Origin of the sequence: Bradyrhizobium sp. 191 (assembly GCF_023100985.1) — a bacterium.
Taxonomy (GTDB): Bacteria; Pseudomonadota; Alphaproteobacteria; order Rhizobiales; family Xanthobacteraceae; genus Bradyrhizobium; species Bradyrhizobium diversitatis.
The window spans coordinates 6,405,930-6,430,623 of sequence record NZ_CP064692.1 but is presented as its reverse complement, the minus strand read 5'-3'; the positions used below and the strand labels follow the sequence as shown (position 1 = coordinate 6,430,623).

Genomic DNA, 24,694 nt, shown 5'->3' with positions numbered 1-24,694 from the left:
GGGGTCATGCGGCGCGAAGGTATGCGCGCGCCGTTATTTCGCAGGGAGGAAACCGCGATGGCCGGACTTTATTTCGAAGATTTTTCCGTGGGCCAGGAGTTCAGGCATCCCCTGACCCGGACCGTCACGGAGATGGACAACACCATGTTCAGCCTGCTGACGCTCAACCCGCAGCCGCTCCACATCGACGCGCATTTCGCCGAGAAGACCGAGTTCGGCCAGCGCATTTTCAACAGCCTTTACACCCTCGGCATCATGATCGGCATGACGGTCTATGATACGACCTTAGGCACCACCGTCGCCAATCTCGGCATGACCGACGTCACCTTTCCAAAGCCGGTCTTCCATGGCGACACGTTGCGGGCCACGACAAAGGTGCTCTCGGTGCGGGACTCCAAATCGCGGCCCAAGGCCGGCATCGTCGAGTTCGAGCACCATGCCTTGAACCAGAACGACGAGATCGTCGGCACATGCCGCCGCATGGCGATGATGCACAAGAGGCCGGTCTGATGCGTTCGATGCTGTTCGTGCCGGGCGATTCCCCGCGCAAATTCGAGAAGGCGAGCGAAGGCAAGGCCGACGCGCTGATCATCGATCTCGAGGACTCCGTCGTCACCGAGAAGAAGGCGGAGGCGCGCGGGCTCACGCTCTCGATGCTGAAGAGCCGCCCCGGCCCGCATCAGCTCTACGTCCGGGTCAACGCGCTCGACACCGGCATGACGCTGGCCGATCTCGCCGCGGTGATGCCGGGCAGGCCCGACGGCATCGTGCTGCCGAAATCGCAAGGTGGCGACGACGTGCGGCAGGTCGCGACCTGGCTCGAAGCCCTGGAAGCAGCAGCCGGCATCGCGATCGGCACGACCCGCATCGTCTGCGTCGCGACGGAGACCGCCGGCTCGATCTTCGGGCTCGGCAGCTACAAGGGCTGCTCCCCTCGCCTTGCCGGCCTGATGTGGGGCGCGGAGGATCTTTCCGCCTCGCTCGGCGCGACCGAGAAAGCGAGCGGCGGCGTGTTCCACAGTCCCTATCGGCTCGCACGCGATCTCTGCCTGATGGCCGCGGCGGCGGCCGAGGTCGCAGCCATCGACACGGTCTACACCGACATCGACAATCTCACTGGCCTCGAGCAGGAAACGCGCGCCGCGCGGCGCGACGGCTTTTCGGCCAAGGCGCTGATCCATCCCAAGCACGTCGACATCGTCAACGCGGCCTTCGCGCCGACGGAGGCCGAGCGCGCCTGGGCGGAGAAGGTGATCGCGGCGTTCGCGAGCAATCCCGATTCCGGTACGCTGCGGCTCGATGGCCAGATGATCGACAAGCCGCACCTTCGTGCTGCGAGGAAGATCCTCGGCCAACCCTAGACCGGAATGCGAGCCTCGCCAGCTCGATCGGCTGCGCCCGAAGCTTCGACTTGAGGTCCCGGCCTCAGTCGAAGCCCTGAACGGGCGGCGCCGAGGTTGGGGCTGGCACGGCAGACGCGGCTTGAACCGGTGGGGCCGGATTGCCGGCAGCTCGCATCTGACCGTTGGCTGCCATCGCCTCGCGCGTGCGCGGTGCGGCGCGGCTCGCGGCCGTGCGGCGAGGCGGCTGCCGGTGTGTTACCGGCCGCGAGCCTCTCAGGCCCCAGGAGCGGGCGATCGAAGGTCCGGCCGTGTAGCCGACCAGAGCTCCGGCGACCGCTCCGACCGGGCCCAGCACGACGGCACCGGATAGAGCACCGAGCGCTGCATCGCCCGCGCGCTCCTGCGCAATCGCGCTCGCCGGCACGCACGCCAGTATTGCAGCAGCGGTGATCAGAGCTTTGGTCATCGGAGCGCCTCCCTTTCGGGAAATCACTCCTTCCGAAATATGGCCGCACGAGGTTCGCTTGCCGGCCAACAAGAGGCAGTGGCCAGATGGAACTCGGGCAACCCGCGTCAGACCGGACCATCAGCGCCAAACCTGCGGAGCGCACGCGGCTTCCTGGCCGAGTGGATCGGGCCGAGCACGCGGCGTGGTCGAAGTTCAATCTCCGAGCGCTTCTGCCCGCCGCCATGTCTTTCTCGAGATCGCGAGGACGACAGCGGCACCGGCTTCGCACGTCTTGACACCGATCTTCCGTTGCTTATTTTTTCGCCGAGAAGAACTTCTCACCCTCTCGAAAATCAAGGATCTGAAGACCGTCTGGAGAGACGATGATGCTCGATGAGAATCTGGCCCGCATTCGTGCGCACCGCAACAACATCCACCGCTACCGGCGTCTGCTGAAGACCAGGCTGTCGGAGCTGGAGCGCCATTTCGTCGAGAGGCGCCTCGCGGAAGAGCAATCGGCGCTCGATGGCCTGACCGCGGCGACCTTCCCTGTCAGCTTCCGCGCTTCCGGAGCGCCGGCCAATGCGACGGGGATGGCGCAATGAACAGCCAGCGAGATCTGCTCATTCGAGGCAGCGAGAAGGTCATCGGCCATTACGAGCTGCTTCTTGCAAGCACCAGGACCGAGCATGAGCGCGAGTTCTACCGCCAACGCATCGAACGCGAGCGGCGGCTGATCCGGGACCTGCAGGGCGGATGGGATCACCGCGCCGCCTGAGCTGGGAGATCGTCGCAGGGGCCGAACCGCCTTTCCTTCCGCGGATGGCACCTGCATTTGGTTCAGCGAACGAGGCGATTGGGGCCTGCGAGCGCGCTGCTGGGCTCAGCCGCCGGCGCCACTCTCACCGTGGCGGTGAGCGGCGCACCCTTGCGCAGCAGAGTGAGCTTCACGTCCTCGCCGATGCGCGCAAGGCCGATCGTGTTGCGGAGCTGGGCAGCAGTGCGGATCGGGCGGTCATCGGCGCCGGTGACGATGTCACCCTTGCGCAGGCCCGCCTTCTCTGCAGGGGAATCCGCCGCGATCTCGGCGACGACCGCGCCCTGGTTCAATCCCTTGTTGATCGAGGGATGCAGGTCCTTCAGCGAAACGCCGATGCGGCCGCGCTCGACGCGGCCGCTCACGATGATCTGCTCCATCACCTTGCGCGCCATGTTGGCCGGAATGGCAAAGCCGATGCCGACATTGCCGCCCGCGGGCGAGATGATCGCAGAGTTGATGCCGACGAGTTCGCCGCGCAGGCTGACCAGCGCTCCACCGGAATTGCCGGGATTGATCGCGGCATCGGTCTGGATGAAATCCTCATAGCCCTGCTTGCCGAGGCCGGTGCGGCCCAGCGCGCTGACGAGCCCCGATGTCACCGTCTGGCCGAGGCCGAAGGGATTGCCGATCGCAAGGACGAAATCACCGACATCGAGCCCGTCGCTGTCGCCGAAGGGAAGCGCCTTGAGCCCGGCCGGGTTCTGGACCTGGAGCACCGCGACATCCGTGGGCGGATCGCGGCCGATGACCTTGGCGGAAAACTGCCGGCCGTCCTTGGTCGTGATCTGGACGGCGGAGGTGCCTTCGACCACGTGATTGTTGGTCAGCACGTAGCCGCGCTGGGCGTCGACGATGACGCCGGAGCCGGTCGCATTGACCTCCTTCTCGATCTGCCGTGGAACGTCGAAGAATTCGCGGAAGAGCGGATCGCGATAGAGCGGGTTGTCCTCGCGCACGCGGCCGTGCACGGAAATGTTGACCACGGCGGGCGTCACCTGGCGCACCAGCGGCGCCAGGGTCGGCACCGGGCCGCCGGTCTTCAGATCCGGAATCTGGCCGGCGGCAGGCTGCGACGCCGTGAGCGTCAGCACCAGCAAGGCCAGGAACAGCAGACGCACAGCATTCATCATCGTCACCCTGCCGCTTGTGTTGTGTGGATAGTTGGAACCTTGGTGCTTCAGCCTTCGTCGCCTGACGCGACGATCCAGCCCTGCAGGGCCAGAAACGGAACGGCCCAGGCGGCCGCGGACTGGCCGAGCAGCACGAGCCCGAGTACGGCGGGCGTGAACATCATGCCGCTCGCCTTTCAGCGGCGGCCCATGGCCGCCGCAGCCGCATCGGCACGCCGCCGCCCCGCGGCGGATCGTCATTGTCGTTGTCGCCGTCGAGCTTGCGCAAGGCGGCCAGAATGTCGGCGAGCCGGACCGTGTGGCTCATGCCGGGAATCTCGCGCAAGGCCGGACAGGATTCGACCGCGTACATGTCGGATGCCCAGGACGACAGGATGATGCGCTTCTCGGGCGAGGAAAGCTCCGGCGCATTCAGAACGTCGACGGGCGAGCCGTAATGGGCCGCAGGGTGAAACAGCGGATTGAGAGTGCCGGGATGGGTATTCACGTTGGTCATCGGTGTGTCTCCCTCATGCTCCTTTCCGGGGGACGGTTTTGTTGACGATGGGACGGCGGCGTCATCGCCGCCGTCCCGCTTGACACTAGTGCGTGTTGATCGCGATGCGCTTGACGCCTTCGCGCGCCTTCTCCGATTTCGGCAGCGACACGGTCAGGACGCCGTTCTTGAACGACGCCTCGGCCTTGTCCTCCTCGACGCCCTCCAGCGGGATCTGCCGCTCGAAGGCGCCGTAGTAGCGCTCGGTGAAGAACCTGCCTTCGCCGTTGCGCTCCGCCTTCTTCTCGCCGCGGACGGTCAGGACGCCATTGGCGATCTCGACCTGGACGTCCTTCTCGGTGAGGCCGGGAAGCTCGGCCGAGACGGTCAGCGTCCTGTCGGTCTCGCTGAGCTCGACCTTCGGCCAGCCGAAGCGGCCTTCCATCAGCGGCGACAGGCCGGTCCCGCCGAAGCCGCGGAAGACATCGTCGAACAGACGGTTCATCTCGCGGTGAAGCGTCAGGAACGGATCGAAATTGTCGCGCGCCGGCGCAAGCTCCTGGTTTTTCGACCAGGGAATGAGATCACGAAAAGCCATGGTTCTCTCCTTCATGCATCGGGAGCGCGGCCCGCGCATCCGCGCGCCGCGTTCCGCCACTCAATCGATCGAGCGCTTCAGGCAGCTTTCTTCTGCTCGATCTGCGATGCCGCAGGAGTGCCACCCGCGATCGGAATCCGGCGCGGCTTCATGGCTTCCGGAACCTCGCGGACGAGGTCGATGATCAGGAGCCCGTCCTGGAACGAGGCCTGCTTCACCTGGACGTAGTCGGCGAGATTGAACACGCGCCGGAACGGACGCGCGGCAATGCCCTGGTACAGATATTCGCGCGCAGCGGTCTCGGGCTTCTTGCCCTCGATGGTGAGCGCGTTCTGCTCGGCCGTCACGGTGATATCGCTGGCGCCGAAGCCAGCCACCGCAAGGCTGATCCGGTAATGGTCTTCGCCGGAACGCTCGATATTGTAGGGGGGATAATTGTCCTCGGTCGCCTGGCGCAGCGTGCTGTCGACGAGGTCGGCCAAGTGGTCGAAGCCGATGGTGGAGCGCCACAGGGGCGCGAAGTCGAAACTGGTCCTCATAACCAAGTCCTCCTGAGAGCAAGATGGATACGAAGGAGCGCAAGGCGGGTATTCAGACAGGTCCGAAACGACCAGCCCGGCGCCCGTGCCGGACCCGATCCTGGCATCCGGCACACCGCTCTCGCGGCGAAAAACGACTTAGAAAATCCGAGACCGCTTTCAAGAGGGGGCGGAGAAAAATTTCTGGGGCCGCCGCCCCCTGGCGGGGCTGACCTTCAGGATCTCAGCGGGCCCCGCGCCGTCTCCGGCGCCAGCAGCGTGGCGATGATCGTGACGACCGACAGCGCGATGATATAGACCGACACCGCCCAGTACGAGCCGGCCCATGCCAGCAGCCCGGCCGCGATCAGCGGCGAGAAGCCGCCGCTCAAAGCTGCCGCGACGTTGGCGCCGAGCGAAGCACCGCTGTAGCGCACCTGGGTGCGGAACAGCTCCGGCATGAACGCGGCCTTCGGCCCGAACAGCAGCGCATGGGTCAGCGTCATCGTGACGACCAGCGCGAGCGTGATCAGCGCCGGCTCCCTGCTGTCGAGAAACCAGAACAGCGGAAAGGCCAGCGCCACCGAGAAGACGCCGCCGGCGAGATACAGCGCCTTGCGTCCGAAGATGTCGGACAGCCAGCCGGCAAGCGGCAGCGTCGCGAATTCGACGATGGCGGCATAGACCACGGCATCCAGGATCACCTGCCGTGGCAGACCGAGCTTCGTCGTGGCATAGACCACGGTGAAGACGGTGAGGAGATAAGCGAGCCCGACCTCCGATACCGTGATGCCAATCGCGAGCAGAAAGCTGCGCCAGTCGCGGCGCAGCACCTCGAGGGCCGGCTGCGCCAGCACCTCCCTGCGTTCGACGATCTCCTTGAAGTGAGGCGTCTCCGCGAGCTTGAGCCGCACCATGAAGCCGACGCCGACGAGCAGAATGCTGATCAGGAACGGCACGCGCCAGCCCCAGCTGAGGAAGTCCGCCTCGGGTAGCTTCGTCATCAGGGCGAAGATGCCGGTGGAGGCGGCGACCCCGACGGGAAAGCCGATCTGCACCAGGCTGCCGTAGAAGCCGCGGCGATTGCCGGCGTGCTCGATCACCATCACCACCGCGCCGCTCCATTCGCCGCCGAGCCCGATGCCCTGAACGAAGCGCAGGCAGACGAGCAGGATCGGGGCCCAAAGGCCGATCTGGCTGTAGGTCGGCAGGCAGCCGATCAGGAAGGTGCCAAGTCCCATCGCGATCATGGTCGCGACCAGCATGGTCTTGCGGCCGAGCCGGTCTCCGTAGTGGCCGATGATGGCGCCGCCGATCGGCCGCGCCACGAAGCCGACCGCATAGGTCGAGAACGCCGCCAGCGTGCCGACGAAGGGATCGAAGCTCGGAAAGAACAGCTTGTTGAAGACCAGCGCTGCCGCCGTGCCGTAGATCAGGAAATCGTACCACTCGATGGCGGTGCCGAGTGCGCTCGCCCACACCACATGCGCCGTCGCCGATTTCTCCGCGGAAGCGGAGGCCCCTACTGCCGCCGTCATGCCCTGCCCCAAAAGATTCCGTGAGCATCATGGCTAAACGCACCAGGGGTTGCAACCAGCGGGCGTACCGACGCCGCGGACTAGGCTGCGAGATTTTCGCGAGGTTGCCTCAACACCCGTCATTGCGAGGAGCCCTTGCGACGAAGCAATCCAGAATGCATCCGCGGAGAGATTCTGGATTGCTTCGCTTCGCTCGCAATGACGGGGCGTTGACGCAGGGGCGCTCCTTACACGGCATTGCCCGGCCGTAGCGGAACGCACCCGGCACGTCTAATTCGCCATTGACAAACTTATTCGCTATTATCTAATTTACCTCCACAACAAACCCGCCGCGCCAAGCGGCCAAGAAGAGAGGAAACGGCAATGAAAGGGCTCCTGGCCTGCGCCATGCTCGCGGCCATGACTTCGGCTGCCATGACCACGGCGGCCACCGCGCAAGTCTCCGATGACGTGGTGCGGATCGGCGTGCTGACGGATCTGTCGAGCTGGGGCCGCGACAACAGCGGGCCGGGCTCGGTGGAAGCCGCGAAGATGGCGGTGGAGGAGTTCGGGCCGACCGTGCTCGGCAAGCCGATCGAGGTCATCAGCGCCGACCATCAGATGAAGACCGACGTCGGCGTGCAGATCGTGCGCGGCTGGTTCGACAACGGCAAGGTCGACGCCGTGGTCGACATTCCCAATTCCGGCATCGCGATCGCCGTGCACAACATGGTGCGTGAGCGGGGCAAGATCGCCCTGCTGTCCGGTCCCGGCGCGAGCTCGCTGACCGACGAGCTGTGCAGCCCGAACACCGTGCACTTCACCTATGACACCTACGCGCTGTCGAAGGTGACGGCGTCCGCCGTCATCAAGGAAGGCGGCAAGTCCTGGTACTTCATCACCGCTGACTACGCCTTCGGCCAGCAGCTCGAGAAGGACGCAACCCGCTTCATCATCGAGATGGGCGGCAAGGTGCTCGGCGGCGTCAAGCATCCGACCAACACCGCCGACTTCTCCTCCTTCGCGCTCCAGGCGCAGAGCTCGAAATCCGACGTGGTCGCCTTCGCCAATGCCGGCCAGGACACCGACAATGCCATCAAGCAGTCCGGCGAGTTCGGCCTCGTCCAGGGCGGCCAGAAGCTGGTCGGCCTCCTGATGTTCGACACCGACGTGCACGCGATCGGCCTGAAGGCTGCGCAGGGCACCTACATGACCACGGCTTCCTACTGGAACATGGACGAGGCCACCCGCGCCTGGTCGAAGAAGTTCTACGAGCGCACCAAGGTGATGCCGACCATGATCCAGACCGGCGTCTACGGGTCGGTGCTGCACTATCTGAAGGCCATCAAGGCTGCCGGCACCGACGAGTCCGCCAAGGTGATGGCCAAGATGCGCGAGCTGCCGATCGAGGATATCTTCGTTCACGGCGGCAAATTGCGCGAGGACGGCCGCGTCATCCGCGACATGTATCTCGCCAAGGTGAAGACACCCGAGCAATCGAAGGAACCGTGGGACTATCTGGATATCGTCAAGACCGTGAAGGGCGAGGACGCCTTCCGCCCCGTCTCCGAATCCAAATGTCCGCTCCTGAAGAAATGAGGTGAGGCATGACCGGCAACGAGCATGGCGCCATTGAGACTTACGAGTGCGATGTGCTCGTGGCCGGATCGGGCTGCTCCGGCATGTCGGCCGCGATCACCGCGCGGTCCCGCGGCCTCGATGTGCTGATCGTCGAGAAGGAGCCCCGCTTCGGCGGCACCACCGCGCGCTCCGGCGGCTGGCTCTGGATTCCCGGCACCTCGCTGGCAAAGGCGTACGGCATCGAAGAGACGCCGGAACAGGCCCGCACGTATTTGCGGCACGAAGCCGGCAACAATTACGACGCCGCGCGGGTCGATGCCTTCCTGAGCGCCGGCCCCGAGGCGGTCGATTTCTTCACCAGCAAGACGGCGCTGCGCTTCGACATGCCGCTGGTGTTTCCGGATTATCACGCGGAGGCGCCCGGCGGCGCGCAGGGCGGCCGCTCCATGGTGACGCGGCCTTTCGACGGCCGTGAGCTCGGCGACCTCATCAAATCGCTCGGCATGCCCCTGCCCGAGCTGACCGTGTTCGGCATGATGCTCGGCTCCGGCAAGGAGATCATCCATTTCATGCGGGTGACGAAGTCGCTGACCTCGGCGGTCTACGTCGCCAAGCGCCTGTCGCGGCATCTGATGGACGTGCTGCGCTACGGCCGCGGCATGACGCTCACCAACGGCAACGCTCTCGCGGGACGCCTCGCGAAATCCGCGCTCGATCTGAAGATTCCGATGTGGCTGTCCTCGCCGATGCGCGAGCTGACCGTCGAGAATGGCACCGTCACCGGCGCGATCGTTTCGCACGAGGGACGCGACGTGCGCGTGCTTGCGCGCCAGGGCGTCGTGCTCGCCTGCGGCGGTTTTCCCCATGACGTCGAACGGCGCAGGAAGATGTTTCCGCATGCACCGACCGGCAACGAGCACTATTCGCCGGGGCCGACCGGCAATACCGGGGATGGACTACGCCTGGCGGAAGCCGCCGGCGGGCATGTCGAGAATCGCTTGCCGAACGCGGCAGCCTGGGTGCCGGTGTCGCTGACCACGCGCAAGGACGGCTCGAAGGGTGTGATGCCGCATTTCATCGACCGCGCCAAGCCCGGCGTGATCGCCGTGATGGGCGACGGCAAGCGCTTTGCCAATGAAGGCAATTCCTATCACGACTTCGTCCAGGCCATGATCAAGGCCGCAAGGCCCGGCGAGGAGATCGCCGCCTTCCTGGTCTGCGATCACAAGACGCTGCGGAAGTACGGCCTCGGCTGCGTGCCGCCCTTCCCGATGCCGCTGGGCCATCACCTGAAGACAGGCTATCTCATGCGCGGCGACACGCTGGAGGCGTTGGCGGCGAACGCCGGGATCGATGCCAAGGCGTTCGCCGAAACGGTCGAGCAATTCAATGCGACCGCCCCACTCGGTCACGATGCCGCCTTCGGCAAGGGCTCGAGAGCCTATAACCGCTACCAGGGCGATGCACTGCACGGCCCGAACCCCTGCGTCGCGCCGATCGAGAACGGACCGTTCTACGCCATCAAGATGGTGATCGGCGATCTTGGCACCTATGCCGGCATCGTCACCGACGAGAACGCGCGGGCGCTCGACGCCGAGGGCCGGGTGATTCCCGGCCTCTATGCCGCCGGCAACGACATGGCAAGCATCATGGGCGGCAATTATCCAGGCGCCGGCATCACCCTTGGGCCGGCGCTGACCTTCGGTTACATTGCCGGACGGCATCTTGCCGACAACGCCGCCAAGCGCGACGCAGCGTAGGCCACCCCGCCAGGAGGCGCATGAAGAGAGAAAGCCGCGGCATCCAGTCGATCGAGGTCGGCGGAGAACTGCTCCGCGCGCTCGCAAGATGCGGCGAGCCGATGATGCTGCGCGATCTCGCACGCGAAGCTGGCATGACGCCGGCCAAGGCGCATCCCTATCTCGCCAGCTTCTCCCGCATCGGCCTGATCGAGCAGGACGAAACCACCGGCCGCTACGAGATCGGCGCGCTGGCGCTCGAGCTCGGCCTGATCAGCCTGCGCCGGCTCTCGGGCGTGCGCATCGCGCGTCCCAGGATCGCGGCGCTCGCGAACCAGATCGGACACGCAGTCTCGCTCGCTGTCTGGGGCACGCACGGTCCAACCGTGGTGCAGCTCGAGGAGCCGGCCCAGCCCGTCCACATCGTGATGCGGGCCGGTTCGGTGATGGCGCTGCTGGAGACCGCGACGGGCCGCGCCTTTGCGGCGTTCCTGCCGGAGAAGACGATCGCTGCCGCGCTCGAAAGCGGGCTCGATCGTCGCGGCGTCGGCTACAATCCAAAGCGCGCGGTGAAGGGCGCCAAGGTCGCCGAGATCCTCGCCGAGGTCCGCAAGCACGGCCTTGCCCGCGCCCTCGGCGATCCCCTGCCCGGCGTCAACGCATTCTCGGCGCCCGTGTTCGACCATTCCGGCCACGTCGCGCTGGCCATCACCGCGATGGGGCCGGAAGGCACGTTCGACGCGCGCTGGGACAGCCCGATCGCGCACGCACTGCGCGACTGCGCGGGGGGCATCTCGAAGCAGCTGGGTCACGGGATGACGGTTGCGGCGGAGTGAAGGGCGAGCTGCCCGCCTCACGACGACTGTCATTCCCCTCGAAAGCGGGGAATCCAGTACGCCGGGGCCCATCGATTCAACCCACGACCGCCTCGGAGTACTGGATCGCCCGCCTTCGCGGGCGATGACACCGAGTGTTGGGCGACAACACCCTACTTCTCCTTCACCGGCACCGTGTAATTCAGGACGAGCCTTCCGCCATCCGGATAGATCGTCTGGCCGGTGATGTAGGACGCATCGTCGCTGGCAAGGAACGCCACGACCGATGCCACCTCGCTCGGCTCGCCGCCGCGGCCGGCGGGCGTGCGCGACATCACGGTCCTGCGGGCCTCCTCCGAGGTGTAGATGGACGAGGCCACCATGTCGGTCAGGATCGTGCCGGGGCCAACCGCCACCACACGAATGTTGTGCGGAGCGAGCGCGACGGCCGCGACCGAGGTGAGCTGCTTCATGCCGCCCTTCGACATCGCGTAGGTCGCAAGCGCCGGGATCGCCAGCAGCGCGTTCACCGAGGACATGTTGATGACGACCCCGCCGCCGCCCTGCGCGATCATCTGCCTCGCCGCCGCCTGCACGCCGAAGAACGCGCCTTTCAGATTGATGCCGATGATCTCGTCGAATTCCTCTTCGGTAATGTCGAGGATGTCCCGGTTGCGGGCGACGCCGGCATTGTTGACCATGATGTCAAGACGGCCGAACTCCTTCACCGCGGTCGCGACCAGCTGATCGACATCAGCACGCTTGGCGACGTTGCCGACGATGGTGCGCAGCGCATCCGGCCGTCCCAGCTCGGCGGCCGTGGCAGCCAAGCCCTCGGCATCGACGTCGGAGATGACGACCTTGACGCCGTCGTCCAAAAATCTCTTCGCGCAGGCCTTGCCGATGCCGCGCGCTGCGCCGGTAATGGCGGCGACCTTGCCGGATAATTTCATGGGTTCACTCCTGGACTAAAGCGCGATGAGATGACGACGAATCGTCATCGCGCTTTGGGTTATTGTTTGAGCATGATCTTTTCGGAAAACCGCTGCGCACTTTTCCGGATCATGCTTTAGTGACGATCTCGCGGACGCGTTCACGCAAAGACGCGCGGGCGCAGCCCGGCATGAAACCAGGTGATCATGGAATAGATGTCATAGACGGGCAATCCGACCTCGGCCTGAAGCGCGGCGGCATAAGGCGGCATGTTGGTGCATTCGAGCACGATGGCACCGACATCCGGATTCCTGGCGACGAGCTCTTTGCCGGCCTCGACCACGTCGCGCTCGGCTTGCGCGATGTCCATGTCGTCCTTCTCGGCCTTAATCAGGACGCGAAAAAACTCCTTGCCGTTCTCGGTGCCGACCAGCGGCGTGTCGAGCGGTACGCCGGCGCCTTCGAGATGGGCCGGCGTCAGGGTCGAGCCCGACACCGTGACGAGGCCGACGCGCTTGCCCGGCGGCAACGTCGCCTGCACCCAGGGTACCTGCATCAGCGACGAGGTCGCGACGGGAACGCCGACGGCCGCCGCGATCTCCTTCTGGAACAGCGAGAGGAAGCCGCAATTGGTGGTGATGGCTTCGGCGCCTAACCGCACCAAATCCTTGGCCGCGTCGATGAAGTCGGGCAGCAGGCCGGCGGCGCCCTTCAGCACCACCTTCTCCGGCGAGGCGCCGCTCACCACACGATAGAGCACGGGGAACGGCCAGGTCGTGCCGTTGCCCATGTCGCCGGGAATCCGGGGGAAGCGCGCCTCCAGCATCAGGATGCCGAGCGGCGCGCCATAGATGGCCTTGCCACCACGGGCGATGCGGGAGGATGGGCTAGCTGAGACGGTCATGGTGCGCTCTCAGAGGAAACGATCGGGCGCGAACGGCGCGAGTGGAATTTCTGGCGCCTTGCCACTCAGGAGCTGGGCGACGAGACGGCCGGTGCGGGCCGAGCCGACCAGGCCGACATGGCCGTGGCCGAAAGCATAGACGATGTCGCGCGAGGCGCGCGCGTAGCCGATACAGGGACGCCCGTCCGGCATGCTCGGGCGATGGCCGAACCAGGTCTTGATGCGGGAGGCCGGGATGTCCTTCGGCAGTTTCGGAAACATGCTGAGGAGGTGGCTGCGCAGGATCTCGGCGCGCTTCCAGTTCGGCGCGGCCTCCAAGCCGGCGATCTCCACCGTGCCTGCGGCCCGCAGGCCCTTGTCGGTCCAGTTCACCACCATCTTGGCGTCGGACGCCATCATCGAGCTGCGCGGGCCCGATTCCGGATTCTCGATCACGACGTGATAGCCGCGCTCGGTCTCGAGCGGGAGGGGATCGCCGACCGACGCGGTGAGCTGCCTGGACCGCGCGCCGGCGGCGATCACCGCGGCATCGCAGGCAATCTCGCCGGTCTCGGTGATAACGGCGACGAGCTTGCCACCATTGAGCTTCAGCCCGGTCGCCTTGGCGCGCACGTGCTCCGCACCGCTCGCAATCGCATGATTGGCAAGCGCAGCAACGTAAGCGCCGGGATCGCGGCAGCGCCCGGCCTCCTCCACCACCACGCCAAAGGTGTAGCGCGGATGCAGCTCCGGCTCGCGCTGGCGCATCTCATCCGCGTTGAGCTCCAGCCATTGGACGCCGACCTTCCTGCGCAGGCGCCAGCCGAGGTCATTGTCGAAATTGCCGCGCGAGGTGAACACATGCATCACGCCGTTGCGCTCGATCAGTTCAGGCACGCCGGCCTCTTCCGCGAGCTTCCGGTGCAGCAACGGCGCGTCCTTCAGGAGATCACGCAACGCGAACGCCGTCGTCTCGACCCGCGCCGCGGTCCAGCCCGAGAGCAGATATTTGACCAGCCAGGGCAACGCCTTCGGCAAATAGGACCAGCGGATCGCGAGCGGCCCGAGCGGGTCGATCAGATAGCCCGGTACCTTCTTCCAGATGCCAGGCTCCGCCGGCGGGATCACCGAATGCGACGACAGCCAGCCGGCATTGCCATAGCTTGCCGCCTGTTCGCCACCGGGCTCGGCCGGATCGATCAGCGTGACGCGATGGCCCTCGCGCAGCGCCTCGATCGCGCTGATCACGCCGACCGCGCCGGCACCGATGATGGCGACGTGGCGGCCGGCCGGCATCGCTTTAAGCCTTCACCGCCGGCGTGAAATCCTTGCCGACCGAGATCGCGCGCGGATCGATGATGCAGTGGAGGATCGACGGCTTGCCCGACGCCAGCGCGCGCTCGAACGCCGGCGCGAACTCTTCCGTGCGCTCGACGCGCTCGCCATGGCCGCCGAACGCCTTCGCGTACATCGCAAAGTCAGGATTCTTGAGCTGGGTGCCGACGACGCGACCGGGGTAGTCGCGCTCCTGATGCATGCGGATGGTACCGTACTGCGAATTATCGACGACGATGACGACGAGCGGCGCGTCATACTGCACGGCCGTCGCGAACTCCTGGCCGTTCATCAGGAAGCAGCCGTCACCGGCAAAGGCGACGACAACGCGATCCGGACATTGCCGCTTGGCCAGCACGCCCGCCGGCACGCCATAGCCCATCGAGCCCGAGGTCGGCGCCAGCTGGGCGGCAAAGCTGTGGAAGCGGTGATGGCGATGGATCCAGCCGGCATAGTTGCCGGCGCCGTTGCAAACGATCGCGTCCTTCGGCAGGCGGTCGCGCAACCAGGTCATCACCTGGCCGTACTGGAACGAGCCCGGCAGCTCGCGGGCCTTCCCGGTCCAGGCGAGATAATCGGCGTGTGCCTTGGCGGCCTCGCCCTTCCAGGCCACCGCGCCTGATGGCTTCAGCGTCTCGACGGCGGCAGCGAATGCGGCAGGCGTCGCCTGGATCGCAAGCGCCGGCTGATAGACCCGGCCGAGCTCTTCGGAGCCCGGATGCACGTGGATCAGCTTCTGATGCGGGGTCGGAATGTCGAGCAGCGTATAGGACGAGGACGGCATCTCCGACATGCGGCCGCCGATCAGCAGAATGACATCGGCACCCTCGATGCGCGCCTTCAGGCCCGGGCTCGGCCCGATGCCGAGATCGCCGGCATAGTGTGAATGATCGGCATCGATCAGCGAGGCCCTGCGGAACGAGGTCGCGACCAGCAGGTCGAACCGCTCGGCAAAGCGCGCAATGCTTCTGGTCGCCTCCTCGGTCCAGCGCGAGCCGCCGAGAATGACGAGCGGCGCCTTGGCGCTCGCAAGCATCGCACCGACGCATTCGATATCGGCAGGTGCCGGCCAGCTCACGGCGGGCTCGATGCGCATGGCATCGGCAACGGCGGCGGTCTCGGTCAGCATGTTCTCCGGCAGCGCGATCACCACGGGACCAGGGCGGCCCTGCATGGCGACGCGGAAGGCGCGCGCGACCAGCTCCGGAATGCGGTCGGGGCGATCGATCTCGACCGCCCATTTCGCCATGGAGCCGAACACCGCCTTGTAGTCGAGCTCCTGGAACGCCTCGCGCTCGCGCATGCCGGTGTCGACCTGGCCGACGAACAGGATCATCGGCGTCGAGTCCTGCATCGCGATGTGGACACCGTGGCTGGCATTGGTCGCGCCGGGCCCGCGGGTGACGAAGCAAACGCCGGGCCGCCCCGTGAGCTTGCCATAGGCCTCCGCCATCATCGCCGCACCGCCTTCGGCCCGGCAGATCATGACGTCGATCGGGCTGTCATGCAGTGCGTCGAGCGCCGCCAGATAGCTCTCGCCCGGCACGCAGGTGACGCGCTCGACGCCTTGGGCGACGAGCTGATCGATCAGGATCTGGCCCCCGGTGCGGGTGTTGCGAATGGTCATGTCGGCTCCCTCGAGACTTCGGCGATGCCCCTCACCGCCTCGCAAAATTGCGTTCGGACGTGGCGTAGGACAGGCCGACAGGACGCGCAAGATCGAAAGGCTTTTCGCACCCTGCGCAGGCGGCATGCCCGTCCCTGCCGTTTGCACGACCGCCCCTGTCGCGGCCACCCTGGACCAGATCCGTGAACAGATACCGGAGCGCTTCGAGGTGCGCGGCGTCAGCGCGGGGACCACGGAGTGCCGTTCTGACCTGGTGCGGCCTAACTCCGCTCCGACCGAATCCAACCGGTTGCAATCGCGCTCGCCCAGGTGAGCATGCCCTTGCTGCGCGCCAGTGCGGCCATGGCCGCACTATCGTAGGGCACGTAGCGGATCGTCGCGGTCCAGGCTCCTCCGGCATGCTCCAGCAGGGCATAGCACGCGTGGGGCGTGCCGACCTCAACGACGTAAGGCACAGGCAATTTCCCGTCGTAGCCGGGCAGCCCGACGCTGCCGGGGTTTACGACCAGTCGACCATCCCTCAGACGAACGACCCTCGGAACGTGAGTGTGCCCGCACAGGATGACTTCGGCCGTGATCCCCTCGGCCTCAGACTCGATCGCCTCGATCGGACTGGCACGCACGCCGCCGTCATCGGCTATCTGATCGAGCCAAAAGGCGGCATCGTTCCTGGGTGACGCATGGCACAGGAATACCCGGTCTCTGTACATCAGCGTGGGTGGCATGCTTGCCATCCAGTCGAAATGCTTGCGCGCGAGTTGCTGGAAATCGCTGCGCGCCGAAGTACCCGCCTGCCGGAGTTCCAGGAGGATTCGATCCTGATCGCCCCGCACCGACGGAAAGCCGCGCTCGATGAGCAGGTCTGCAGTTCTTGCGGCCTCGAGCGGCCCGCTGACGTGGTCTCCAAGATTTACGACGTCGTCGATACCGAACGCGGCAATGTCCGCAAGGACGGCGTCCAGCGCCGGACGATTCCCGTGCACATCCGCGATCGCAGCAAATTTCATGTGACCCTCCCAGTCGAGATGGCCGACGATTCACGCAATGCGGGACGATGCAGGGATAGCGGTTCTCTTTAGCTGCATTTGTAGAAGCGCCCGCAAGCTGAGGATCAAATCGGCGCTGGGGAACAATGACACGACGAAGGTGCCGCAATCAAGGGACGGCTATCGGGCTTCGGCGTCTTCGTCTACGATCCGATTGAATCACTGCCGGGAGCACTGGAATGCAAACCATCGGCCTGATCGGCGGCATGAGCTGGGAGAGCACCGCGCTCTACTACAAGCTGATCAACGAGCGGGTCCGCGACCGCATGGGCAAGCTGCATTCGGCACCATTGTTGATGTATTCCTACGATTTCGAGGAGATCAAACAGATGCAGTATGCCGGCCGCTGGCAGGAGGCGGCGGCCAGCCTGGCGGAGGTCGCACGGAGGCTCGAAAGCGCCGGGGCGCGTGCGATCGTGCTCTGCACGAACACGATGCATAAACTGGCGCCCGAGATCACGGCCAGCGTGACCGTTCCGTTCATCGACATCGGCGACGCGACGGCGCAGCGGATTCGGGCCAAGGGATACCGGCGGGTCGGGCTGCTCGGCACCAAGTTCACGATGGAGCAGGATTTCTACATCGACCGGCTGCGCGCGCATGATCTCGATGTGCTGATTCCTCCGGCCGACGAGCGCGCCGACGTGAACCGCATCATCTACGACGAGCTGTGTCTCGGGCACGTCGCCGCTCCCTCGCGCCGTCGCTATCAGGAGGTGATGGCGGCCCTCGTCGTCCGCGGCGCCGAGTGCATGATCCTCGGCTGCACCGAGATCACGATGCTGGTCGGCCAGGACGATACCTCGGTCGAGACGTTCGACACGACGGCCATTCACGCGGAGACGGCAGCCGATTTTGCGATCGGATGATGCGTCTTCGCCCACCTTCCCCCGCGTGAACCGCCCACAGAGCGGACGCGAACTTGAATGCTGCACTGCGGCCAAAATCGACGGAAGTTGCGCTTGATTTTTGCCTGTCCTTGCCCCACCCCGGAGGCATGGCAAACGACAGTAAGGTCATCGCCGCCAACGCGGCCTTCTACGCCGCCTTTTCGGCCGGCGATTTCGACGAAATGCAGCGGATGTGGGCGGATGACGACGCCATCTCCTGCATCCATCCCGGCTGGCCGGCCATCATCGGGCGCGCCACCGTGATCGGAAGCTGGCGCGACATCCTGCAAAACCCGGAGCGGCCGCAGATCGTCTGCGCCGAGCCGCAGGTGATCGTCGATGGCGACAGCGCGCGGGTGCTCTGCATCGAGATCGTCGACGGCACCGCCTTGGCCGCCGCGAACCATTTTCGCCGCGTCGGCGACGACTGGCGCCTCGTGCACCACCAGTCCAGCCCGATCGCGCAGATTGTCGAACAGGCCGAGGACGATAGAGCGAGTCACCGCGTCCACTGACCGCAGCGATCACGTAGGCGTGATCTACTGTGCATGGGGTTGTTCCTCAGTTTTTGTGGCGGCACCGAGTTCCGACAGCTCGTCCAGCACGACCCGCGCCGCGGTGAAGTCATCGTCCCCAAAGAACATGCTGCGCGTGATCAGAACCGGGATGCCGGCACGCGAGGCCGCAACCAGGCCGTTGGCGGAATCCTCGATCGCGACGCAGTCCGGCGCGCTCAGCTTCAGCCGCGCCAGGATCTCGAGATAGACGTCCGGTGCGGGCTTCTTGTGCCGCACGTCATCGCCGGCGACGATCGCCTCGAAGTCCGCGGCCCAGCGCTTGCCCAGCGCCTGCGAGAGCAGCGCATCGATATTGCCGTGCGAGGTGGTGGTCGCGATGGCAAGCCGCTGGCCGCGCGCGCGGGCCGCAGCGAGCAGATCCGTCACGCCCGGCCGCAAGGGGCAGCAGCCAGTTTCGATCAGCTCGGCATAATGCGCGGTCTTGACGCGGTGCAGCTCTGCGATGTCCATGTCCGACAATGGCGGAGCGGTCCCCAGCCTCGTCTGGTAGGCGCGCATGCGCTCCTTGCCGCCCGTGACCCGCAACAGCTCCTTGTAGACGGCACGGTCCCACCGCCAGTCGAGACCGTGGCGGGCGAAGGCGAAGTTGAAGGCCTGCCGATGCAGCTCCTCGGTCTCGGCGAGGGTGCCGTCGACGTCGAAGATCAGCGCAGCCGCGCGCCGGATCAGTTCACCGGCATCGCATCGCGCTGCCGCGGGCGCTCCCGCCTGAATGATCGATCCAGTCGCCAACGACGCCTCCCTCCCGAGCTGCCTGTGACGAGCGAGCATCGCGCGAAGCGGCAGGCGCGACAAATCGCAATATCTTTTGCCGGACCCAAAAATCTCTTATGAGCGAGAGGCGCCACGGCGCGAGCGGGAACTCCGACCTGCACAGGAGACGCATGCGGCTCTTCATCCTCGGCCTCGGCTACAGTGCCCGGCACTTCGTTCGCCAATACGGCGGCAGCTTCTCGCATGTCGCCGGAACCGTGCGCGACCCCGCGCAACGGAACGATTTCGGCCGCCTTGAGGTGCATCCGTTTTCCGGCAGCCGTCAGTCGCAAGAGACGGTTCAGCAGGTTCGCGACGCCGATGTCCTCCTGGTGTCGATCCCGCCCGGCAGCGCCGGCGATCCCGCGATCAATGCGTTCGGCGACGTGCTACAGGAACGCCGCCGCAAGGTCGTCTATCTCTCCACCATCGGCGTGTACGGCGATCACGGCGGCGCGTGGGTCGACGAGGGCACGCCGCCGCAGGCCGTCCTCGACCGCACGCGCATGCGGGTTGCCGCGGAGCAGGCCTGGACGGACGCGGCGCGCGGCGATGCGGCGATCCTGCGGCTCGCGGGCATCTACGGTCCCGGTCGCAACGCGCTCGTGACGCTGCGCGCGGGAACGGCGAGGCGCATCATCAAGCCGGGACAGGTCTTCAACCGCATCCACGTCGACGACATCGCCAGCGCGATCATGGCCGCCATTCGTTACACGAACGGCGGCACCTGGAACGTCTGCGACGACGAGCCCGCGCCGCCGCAGGACGTGATCGCCTATGCGGCGAAGCTGATGGGCGTGGCGCCGCCGCCAGAAGAAGCGTTCGCGACCGCCGAGATGTCGGCAATGGCCCGCAGCTTCTATGCCAGCAGCGCCCGTGTCTCCAACGCGAAACTGAAGCGCGAGCTCGGCGTCTCGCCGGCCTACCCCACCTATCGGCACGGCCTCGACGCGCTGTGGCGGGCAGGCGAAGGACGATAGGGTTCCTGCACTCCCACGCCTCCCAGACATGCCTTGCCCGCGCTTGACTTCATCCCAGTGCGGTCGTGATCTAGCCATCGAGCGAGCCACCACACAACGAGCTCGCCTCTTGGGAGAATGCAATGAACAAGACGATCGCCATGATCGCTGCGACTGCCGTGATCGCGCTCGGTGCGGCGCGCGCCGCGCCGCTGCCCAAAGCCAATCCCGACGACGTCGGTTTTTCGAAACAGGGCCTTGCGCGCCTCGATAGCTTCTTCGCGCGCGAGATCGCGGCCAAGCGCGTACCCGGCGCAGTGGTCGCCATCGCGCGCGACGGCAAGCTCGTCCACTACAAGGCCTATGGCATGCTCGATCCCGCCAAGAGCACGCCGATGCCGATCGATGCGATCTTTGCGCTGGCCTCGATGACCAAGCCGATGGCCGCGGTCGCCGGCCTGACGCTGATGGAGCAGGGACGGCTGCCGCTCCAGGCCAAGCTGTCCGACTACTACCCGGGCTTCGCCGACATGAAGGTCGGCGTTCCCCAGGCCGACGGTTCGCTCAAGCTCGAGCCGCAGGCCTCGCCGATCTTCATCCACGATCTCTACCGGCATACGTCGGGATTGATGTATGGCGGCCGCCCGGACTCATCGAGCCCGGTGGCGCGGCAATATCCCGACGGCATCGCGCCGGCGATCGAGGGCGACACCCAGGCCTTCATCGACCGCATCACCAAGCTGCCATTGGCGCATCAGCCCTCGACCGAGTTCGAGTATGGTTTCTCGATCGACGTGCTCGGCGCGGTCGTCGAGAAGGTGAGCGAGCAGAAGCTCGGCGACTATCTCGCCGCCAACGTCTGGCAGCCGCTCGGCATGAAGGATGCGACCTTCCACCCGACCGACGCCCAGCGCCCTCGCCTTGCCCGCCCGTTCACGAACGATCCGCTCACCGGCAAGCCGCAGGCCATCAAGCTCCTGGACACCCCGACCAAGTTCGATTGTGGCGGCGCGTGCTCGTTCGCGACGGTCGGCGACTACATCCGCTTCGGACAGATGCTGCTCAATGGCGGTGAGCTGGACGGCCAGCGCATCCTCGGTCCGAAGACCGTGCATCACATGACGTCCAATCACCTCGGCCCCGAGATCAAGAACAAGGTGGCCAATGTCGAGCCGCACCGCGGCGGCTTCGGTTTCGGCCTTTCGGTTGCGGTCCGGACCAGCGAGGGATTGTCGTCAGTCCCCGGCAATCCAGGCGAGTTCACCTGGAACGGCGCCTACGGAACGCAGTTCTTCTGCGACCCCAAGGAGCGTCTCGTCGTGGTGGTGGGGACGGCGGCCCCTGGTGAGCTCAGGAAATATTACCGCGAGCAGGTCCAGGACATCGTCTACGGCGCGATGGTGAAGTGAGGTCGCTGCGTGCAAATCAAAGGGCGGCCGATCGGGCCGCCCTTCGAAACCATGCATCAACTCAACACGCCGTACTTCTTGAACCAGGCCTGCGCCTGCTTCCAGGCGTCTTCTGCGGCGTCCTTGCGGTAGCTCCCGCGATAGTCGGCATGGAAGCCGTGCGGCGCTTCGGGATAGATCTTGAACTCGGCCGTCTTCTTGTTCTGCTCGAGCGCCGCCTTCATCTGCTCGACCTGGGTGACGGGAATGCCGGTATCAGCGCCGCCGTAAAGGCCGAGCACCGGCGCCTTCATCTCGGGCGCGAGCTGCATCGGGCTCTTCGGCCACAACGGACTGGCAGGATCGACCAGCGTGCCGTAGAAGGCGACGCCTGCCTTGAGAGCGCCGCTATGGGCGGCGTACTCCCAGACCGTGCGGCCGCCCCGGCAGAAGCCGATGATGCCGAGCCTGGTGACGTCACCGCCGCGCGATCCCGCCCACGTCACCGTCGCGTCGAGATCGGACATCAGTTCGGCGTCCGGCTTGGCATTCACCACAGCCAGCAGATCCTTGATCTCCGAGACCTTGGTCAGGTCGACGCCCTTGCGGAAATAATAGTCGGGCGCGACCGCGAACGCACCGAGCTTGGCCAGGCGCCGCGTCACGTCCTTGATGTATTCGTGCAGGCCGAAAATCTCCATCGCCACGACGATCACCGGCGCCCTGGTATTTCCGGCCGGGCGGGCGAAATAGGCGGGCATCTCCTCGGAGCCGACCTTGATCTTGGCATCACCGGCCTCAAGACCGTTGGTGTCGGTCGTGACCACCTCGGCGCGCACGGGCCCGGCCGCAAGCGTGTAGCCCGCCGCCACGGCCGCGGTGGCACTCATGAATCCGCGACGTGAGACCGGGGCGCTTTTGGTCAGCCCGACGACGTCGGATGCCATGGTGGTTTCGAAGCTCATCGGTCCATTCCTTCCTGCTTCCTGCTGCCTGCTACCCCTGGGGCGACGCATTCGCCAATAGTTGCCGGCTAAACGCAAATCACCAGCCTGCGAGCACGAATCGTCGAATTCCAGGATATTGCCGGCCATAGCAATGAAGGCGGCACGTTTTTGTCGTTGAACCGCGCGGCTTGTCCAATGCCCAACGACACCCTGACATTCCCTGGATCGCGCGTGTGCCGGACTTAACCGTCTAGCTGCATTGCATCGCAACATCCATTAACCGAAAAAGTCGGTTCTTTCCCGGCCTTCCACGCCGCCAGAGGTTGCGAAGAATGCCCCTGTTCGCACACTCGACATGATCAGCCGCAACAAATGGCCATTGGAGCGGCGGCAACGACACATCATGTTGCTCGCGCATCGTACAACATCGCCAATTACCGGGCGAACCGTCGTCATTTGATTGAAATTTTCTGAGGATCCGAGCTGCGCGATTTACTCGAACTTACTTTGTGACGCCCTAGTTCCACGGCCGGAAGTTCCATCTCCGAAACGGAAAGGCTTCTTCCCCCAGCAATCCGCCGCCCGCCAAGGACGAAGGAGCGCCCGCGGGATTCATTCTCGTCCACTCAGATTGCGCTACCCAAAGCTCAATTGAATGGACGCTTATACGACCTGGAACTGAAATGAATTTGGCTCGCGAATCGATTGAACTGTTGGAGCAGGCCGCGCGAATCCTGTGGTTCGAAGGCACCAAGCACGGCTTGCGCGACCGCGAATGGATGGCGCTGCGCTTTCTCTCCCGGGCCAACCGGTTTTCCCGAACGCCATCGGCGCTGGCGAGCTACGTCGGCACCACGCGGGGCACCGCCTCGTTCATCATCGGCGAGCTCGAGCGGCTCGGCTACCTCGAACGAAAACGTTCGGCCACGGACAAGCGGTCGGTGATGTTGAGCGTGACCCAGCAGGGCAAGAAGTTCCTGGTGCGCGACCCCGTCAACGTTCTCATCGAGGCGATTGCCGTTCTCGACGACGACGTCAAGATCCGCTTCCGCGACACGTTCCGGCACGTGCTGGATCAGTCCGACGCAGCCGAGCAGCGGCATCACACCGACGTTTGCAGGCGATGCATCTTCCTGCGGGAAGATCGCACCACCACGGACGGCAAGACGACGGTCGAGTTCAGCTGCCGCCTGTTTCGTGCACCGATCGCGGAGACGGAGGTCGATCTGCTATGCACCAGCTTCGAGCATCACCGTCAATAGAAGGCTGCTCAAGGCGTCGCCTTGCGTGACGAATAGATGACGCCGCCGCTGGATTCCACCACCAGGCGCCCGTTCTCGTTTCTGATCTCTTCGATGCGACCGAGACCGGGCACTTGTTGTCCCAGCACGGCCTCGATGACCCCGTTCGGGCCTTGCAGAATCGCAATCCCCTCATAGGCCTGGCGGACCGACCAGCCCTTGATCGTCTTGCGCGGCACCGACGTACGCTCGGACGCAGGCACCGAGCCCGTGAATTCGGGCGCTGCGACCGAAGCCATCATCGGCCCTTGCTGCGACGCAGGCTGCGATTGCACCATTGCCGCCGGCGCCGGAGCCTGCGCCTGGGTCTGAACCTGTGCCTGGGCAAGCTTGTCGAGCTTCGCCGTAGAGGACGAGCTCACCCGCTCGATCCGGTCCAGGTTCTCGGCAAATCTGCCGAAGCGATCATTCGTCGCCTTGCTCGATTGATCGACCGCAGTACGCAAGCCATCAAGATTTTCGGACACGCCCGACACCTGCCTGCGCAGTTGCGCCACGGTCTCGCGCAGATTCCTGATCTCGGTATTGGTCGCAACGTTGTTCTGAGCGGGCTGGGTGGTGAGATAGGCGATCACGCCGGTGCAGGCGCAGACCACCAGCATGGCAGCGACCGCGAGAGTTGCGAGCGGTGCGACCCATGTCGGACGGGGCGGCGGTGGCTTGGCCACGATCACGGCCGGCTTGATCACGGCCGGCGCAGGTTTCGGGATCGCCATCTTGTCGAGGCGCGCCTTGGCACGAATGCGCTTCAGCCCCTCGAGAGCTTCCTTCGCGAGAGCTTCGTCGCTCGCCGCGGCCGATACACGCTTTGCGCTCGCAGCGGGCTTGTCCGCTCGCGTCGCACCATCCTTTGTATCGCGCGCCTCCGGAGCCGGCTTCGCCGCCGCGGAAGCATCCGCGGTCGCGTTGGGACGAGCTTGTCCATCGGACAACATGTGAAATGCTCCGTTCGTTCGATCTGTCGAACGGTGACGTTATTTGCCGAAGCTTGCCTGAGACGTGTGCATCGAAACTTTCCATAGCGCGCGATGCGGTGTTGCGAATCAGGATCACGTCATACACGCGGCGAC

26 protein-coding genes are annotated in these 24,694 nt (G+C 65.4%); 12 read left to right on the top strand and 14 right to left on the bottom strand.

Going from position 1 to position 24,694, the window contains the following annotated elements; translation table 11 throughout:
- Positions 1 to 57 precede the first annotated feature (57 nt).
- Together IVB23_RS30145 and IVB23_RS30140 are read left to right on the top strand one after the other, a co-directional pair.
- Positions 58 to 510 carry a MaoC family dehydratase gene (locus IVB23_RS30145; protein ID WP_197968891.1) on the top strand — a complete coding sequence of 151 codons (453 nt, stop codon included), beginning with the start codon at positions 58 to 60 and terminating at the stop codon, positions 508 to 510.
- Positions 510 to 1,361, top strand: a complete 852-nt coding sequence (locus IVB23_RS30140) for a CoA ester lyase (RefSeq protein WP_197968890.1) — start codon at positions 510 to 512, stop codon at positions 1,359 to 1,361. The genes IVB23_RS30145 and IVB23_RS30140 overlap by 1 nt, the downstream gene beginning before the upstream one ends.
- 64 nt (positions 1,362 to 1,425) lie before the next feature.
- On the opposite strand, the gene IVB23_RS30135 is transcribed toward IVB23_RS30140, so the two are convergent.
- Entirely contained in the window at positions 1,426 to 1,809 is a 384-nt protein-coding gene (locus IVB23_RS30135) for a hypothetical protein (protein ID WP_247801026.1), read from the bottom strand.
- Between the two features lie 368 nt (positions 1,810 to 2,177).
- Between IVB23_RS30135 and IVB23_RS30130 the strand changes: the two genes are divergently transcribed.
- On the top strand, positions 2,178 to 2,396 hold the full coding sequence (locus tag IVB23_RS30130; RefSeq protein ID WP_131869881.1) for a hypothetical protein: 219 nt from the start codon (positions 2,178 to 2,180) through the stop codon (positions 2,394 to 2,396).
- Positions 2,393 to 2,569 carry a hypothetical protein gene (locus IVB23_RS30125; RefSeq protein WP_247801025.1) on the top strand — a complete coding sequence of 59 codons (177 nt, stop codon included), beginning with the start codon at positions 2,393 to 2,395 and terminating at the stop codon, positions 2,567 to 2,569. The genes IVB23_RS30130 and IVB23_RS30125 overlap by 4 nt, the downstream gene beginning before the upstream one ends.
- Positions 2,570 to 2,631: 62 nt before the next feature.
- Here the strand turns inward: IVB23_RS30125 and IVB23_RS30120 are convergent, their stop codons facing one another.
- The 5 genes from IVB23_RS30120 to IVB23_RS30100 all read right to left on the bottom strand — a co-directional run bounded on the left by IVB23_RS30120 (position 2,632) and on the right by IVB23_RS30100 (position 6,870).
- Positions 2,632 to 3,738, bottom strand: a complete 1,107-nt coding sequence (locus IVB23_RS30120; RefSeq protein ID WP_247804991.1) for a trypsin-like peptidase domain-containing protein — start codon at positions 3,736 to 3,738, stop codon at positions 2,632 to 2,634.
- A 163-nt stretch (positions 3,739 to 3,901) separates the two neighbouring features.
- A complete protein-coding gene (locus IVB23_RS30115) occupies positions 3,902 to 4,237 on the bottom strand; it encodes a hypothetical protein (RefSeq protein WP_061877098.1) in 336 nt (111 codons plus the stop codon).
- An 85-nt stretch (positions 4,238 to 4,322) separates the two neighbouring features.
- Entirely contained in the window at positions 4,323 to 4,814 is a 492-nt protein-coding gene (locus IVB23_RS30110; RefSeq protein WP_247801024.1) for an Hsp20/alpha crystallin family protein, read from the bottom strand.
- Positions 4,815 to 4,891: 77 nt separating this feature from the next.
- Positions 4,892 to 5,353 (bottom strand): Hsp20 family protein, encoded by a 462-nt coding sequence (locus IVB23_RS30105; protein ID WP_061877099.1) that lies wholly within the window; start codon positions 5,351 to 5,353, stop codon positions 4,892 to 4,894.
- 215 nt (positions 5,354 to 5,568) lie between these two features.
- Entirely contained in the window at positions 5,569 to 6,870 is a 1,302-nt protein-coding gene (locus IVB23_RS30100) for an MFS transporter (protein WP_247801023.1), read from the bottom strand.
- 363 nt (positions 6,871 to 7,233) lie between these two features.
- On the opposite strand from IVB23_RS30100, the gene IVB23_RS30095 reads away from it, so the two are divergent.
- Genes IVB23_RS30095 through IVB23_RS30085 form a run of 3 tightly spaced genes read left to right on the top strand, consistent with a single transcriptional unit; the run spans position 7,234 to position 11,005 of the window.
- The gene (locus IVB23_RS30095) at positions 7,234 to 8,448 is read left to right on the top strand and encodes an ABC transporter substrate-binding protein (RefSeq protein ID WP_247801022.1); all 1,215 of its coding nucleotides are present in this window, start codon (positions 7,234 to 7,236) and stop codon (positions 8,446 to 8,448) included.
- Positions 8,449 to 8,456: 8 nt separating this feature from the next.
- Positions 8,457 to 10,190 (top strand): FAD-dependent oxidoreductase, encoded by a 1,734-nt coding sequence (locus tag IVB23_RS30090; RefSeq protein ID WP_247801021.1) that lies wholly within the window; start codon positions 8,457 to 8,459, stop codon positions 10,188 to 10,190.
- 20 nt (positions 10,191 to 10,210) lie between these two features.
- Positions 10,211 to 11,005 carry an IclR family transcriptional regulator gene (locus IVB23_RS30085; protein WP_247801020.1) on the top strand — a complete coding sequence of 265 codons (795 nt, stop codon included), beginning with the start codon at positions 10,211 to 10,213 and terminating at the stop codon, positions 11,003 to 11,005.
- Between the two features lie 152 nt (positions 11,006 to 11,157).
- On the opposite strand, the gene IVB23_RS30080 is transcribed toward IVB23_RS30085, so the two are convergent.
- From IVB23_RS30080 to IVB23_RS30060, 5 genes are all read right to left on the bottom strand, one after another.
- A complete protein-coding gene (locus tag IVB23_RS30080; protein ID WP_247801019.1) occupies positions 11,158 to 11,937 on the bottom strand; it encodes an SDR family oxidoreductase in 780 nt (259 codons plus the stop codon).
- Between the two features lie 140 nt (positions 11,938 to 12,077).
- Positions 12,078 to 12,821 carry an aspartate/glutamate racemase family protein gene (locus IVB23_RS30075; protein WP_247801018.1) on the bottom strand — a complete coding sequence of 248 codons (744 nt, stop codon included), beginning with the start codon at positions 12,819 to 12,821 and terminating at the stop codon, positions 12,078 to 12,080.
- A gap of 9 nt (positions 12,822 to 12,830) precedes the next feature.
- A complete protein-coding gene (locus IVB23_RS30070) occupies positions 12,831 to 14,096 on the bottom strand; it encodes an FAD-binding oxidoreductase (protein WP_247801017.1) in 1,266 nt (421 codons plus the stop codon).
- Positions 14,097 to 14,100: 4 nt separating this feature from the next.
- Positions 14,101 to 15,762, bottom strand: a complete 1,662-nt coding sequence (locus IVB23_RS30065) for a thiamine pyrophosphate-binding protein (RefSeq protein ID WP_247801016.1) — start codon at positions 15,760 to 15,762, stop codon at positions 14,101 to 14,103.
- A gap of 260 nt (positions 15,763 to 16,022) precedes the next feature.
- Positions 16,023 to 16,769 (bottom strand): metallophosphoesterase family protein, encoded by a 747-nt coding sequence (locus tag IVB23_RS30060; protein WP_247801015.1) that lies wholly within the window; start codon positions 16,767 to 16,769, stop codon positions 16,023 to 16,025.
- 218 nt (positions 16,770 to 16,987) lie between these two features.
- Between IVB23_RS30060 and IVB23_RS30055 the strand changes: the two genes are divergently transcribed.
- On the top strand, positions 16,988 to 17,677 hold the full coding sequence (locus IVB23_RS30055) for an aspartate/glutamate racemase family protein (protein ID WP_197968881.1): 690 nt from the start codon (positions 16,988 to 16,990) through the stop codon (positions 17,675 to 17,677).
- 128 nt (positions 17,678 to 17,805) lie between these two features.
- Complete coding sequence (locus IVB23_RS30050) at positions 17,806 to 18,213, top strand: nuclear transport factor 2 family protein (protein WP_197968880.1); 408 nt, start codon at positions 17,806 to 17,808, stop codon at positions 18,211 to 18,213.
- A 24-nt stretch (positions 18,214 to 18,237) separates the two neighbouring features.
- Here IVB23_RS30050 and IVB23_RS30045 read toward each other — a convergent pair whose 3' ends face one another.
- Positions 18,238 to 19,047 (bottom strand): HAD family hydrolase, encoded by an 810-nt coding sequence (locus tag IVB23_RS30045; RefSeq protein ID WP_247804990.1) that lies wholly within the window; start codon positions 19,045 to 19,047, stop codon positions 18,238 to 18,240.
- Positions 19,048 to 19,160: 113 nt separating this feature from the next.
- On the opposite strand from IVB23_RS30045, the gene IVB23_RS30040 reads away from it, so the two are divergent.
- Together IVB23_RS30040 and IVB23_RS30035 are read left to right on the top strand one after the other, a co-directional pair.
- Complete coding sequence (locus IVB23_RS30040) at positions 19,161 to 20,009, top strand: SDR family oxidoreductase (protein WP_247801014.1); 849 nt, start codon at positions 19,161 to 19,163, stop codon at positions 20,007 to 20,009.
- A gap of 122 nt (positions 20,010 to 20,131) precedes the next feature.
- Complete coding sequence (locus IVB23_RS30035) at positions 20,132 to 21,397, top strand: serine hydrolase domain-containing protein (protein WP_247801013.1); 1,266 nt, start codon at positions 20,132 to 20,134, stop codon at positions 21,395 to 21,397.
- A 56-nt stretch (positions 21,398 to 21,453) separates the two neighbouring features.
- Here the strand turns inward: IVB23_RS30035 and IVB23_RS30030 are convergent, their stop codons facing one another.
- Positions 21,454 to 22,341 carry a dienelactone hydrolase family protein gene (locus tag IVB23_RS30030; protein ID WP_247801012.1) on the bottom strand — a complete coding sequence of 296 codons (888 nt, stop codon included), beginning with the start codon at positions 22,339 to 22,341 and terminating at the stop codon, positions 21,454 to 21,456.
- A 665-nt stretch (positions 22,342 to 23,006) separates the two neighbouring features.
- Here IVB23_RS30030 and IVB23_RS30025 point away from each other — a divergent pair.
- On the top strand, positions 23,007 to 23,585 hold the full coding sequence (locus tag IVB23_RS30025) for a MarR family transcriptional regulator (RefSeq protein WP_061877114.1): 579 nt from the start codon (positions 23,007 to 23,009) through the stop codon (positions 23,583 to 23,585).
- 8 nt (positions 23,586 to 23,593) lie between these two features.
- Here the strand turns inward: IVB23_RS30025 and IVB23_RS30020 are convergent, their stop codons facing one another.
- On the bottom strand, positions 23,594 to 24,559 hold the full coding sequence (locus IVB23_RS30020; RefSeq protein WP_247801011.1) for a hypothetical protein: 966 nt from the start codon (positions 24,557 to 24,559) through the stop codon (positions 23,594 to 23,596).
- Positions 24,560 to 24,694: the final 135 nt, after the last annotated feature.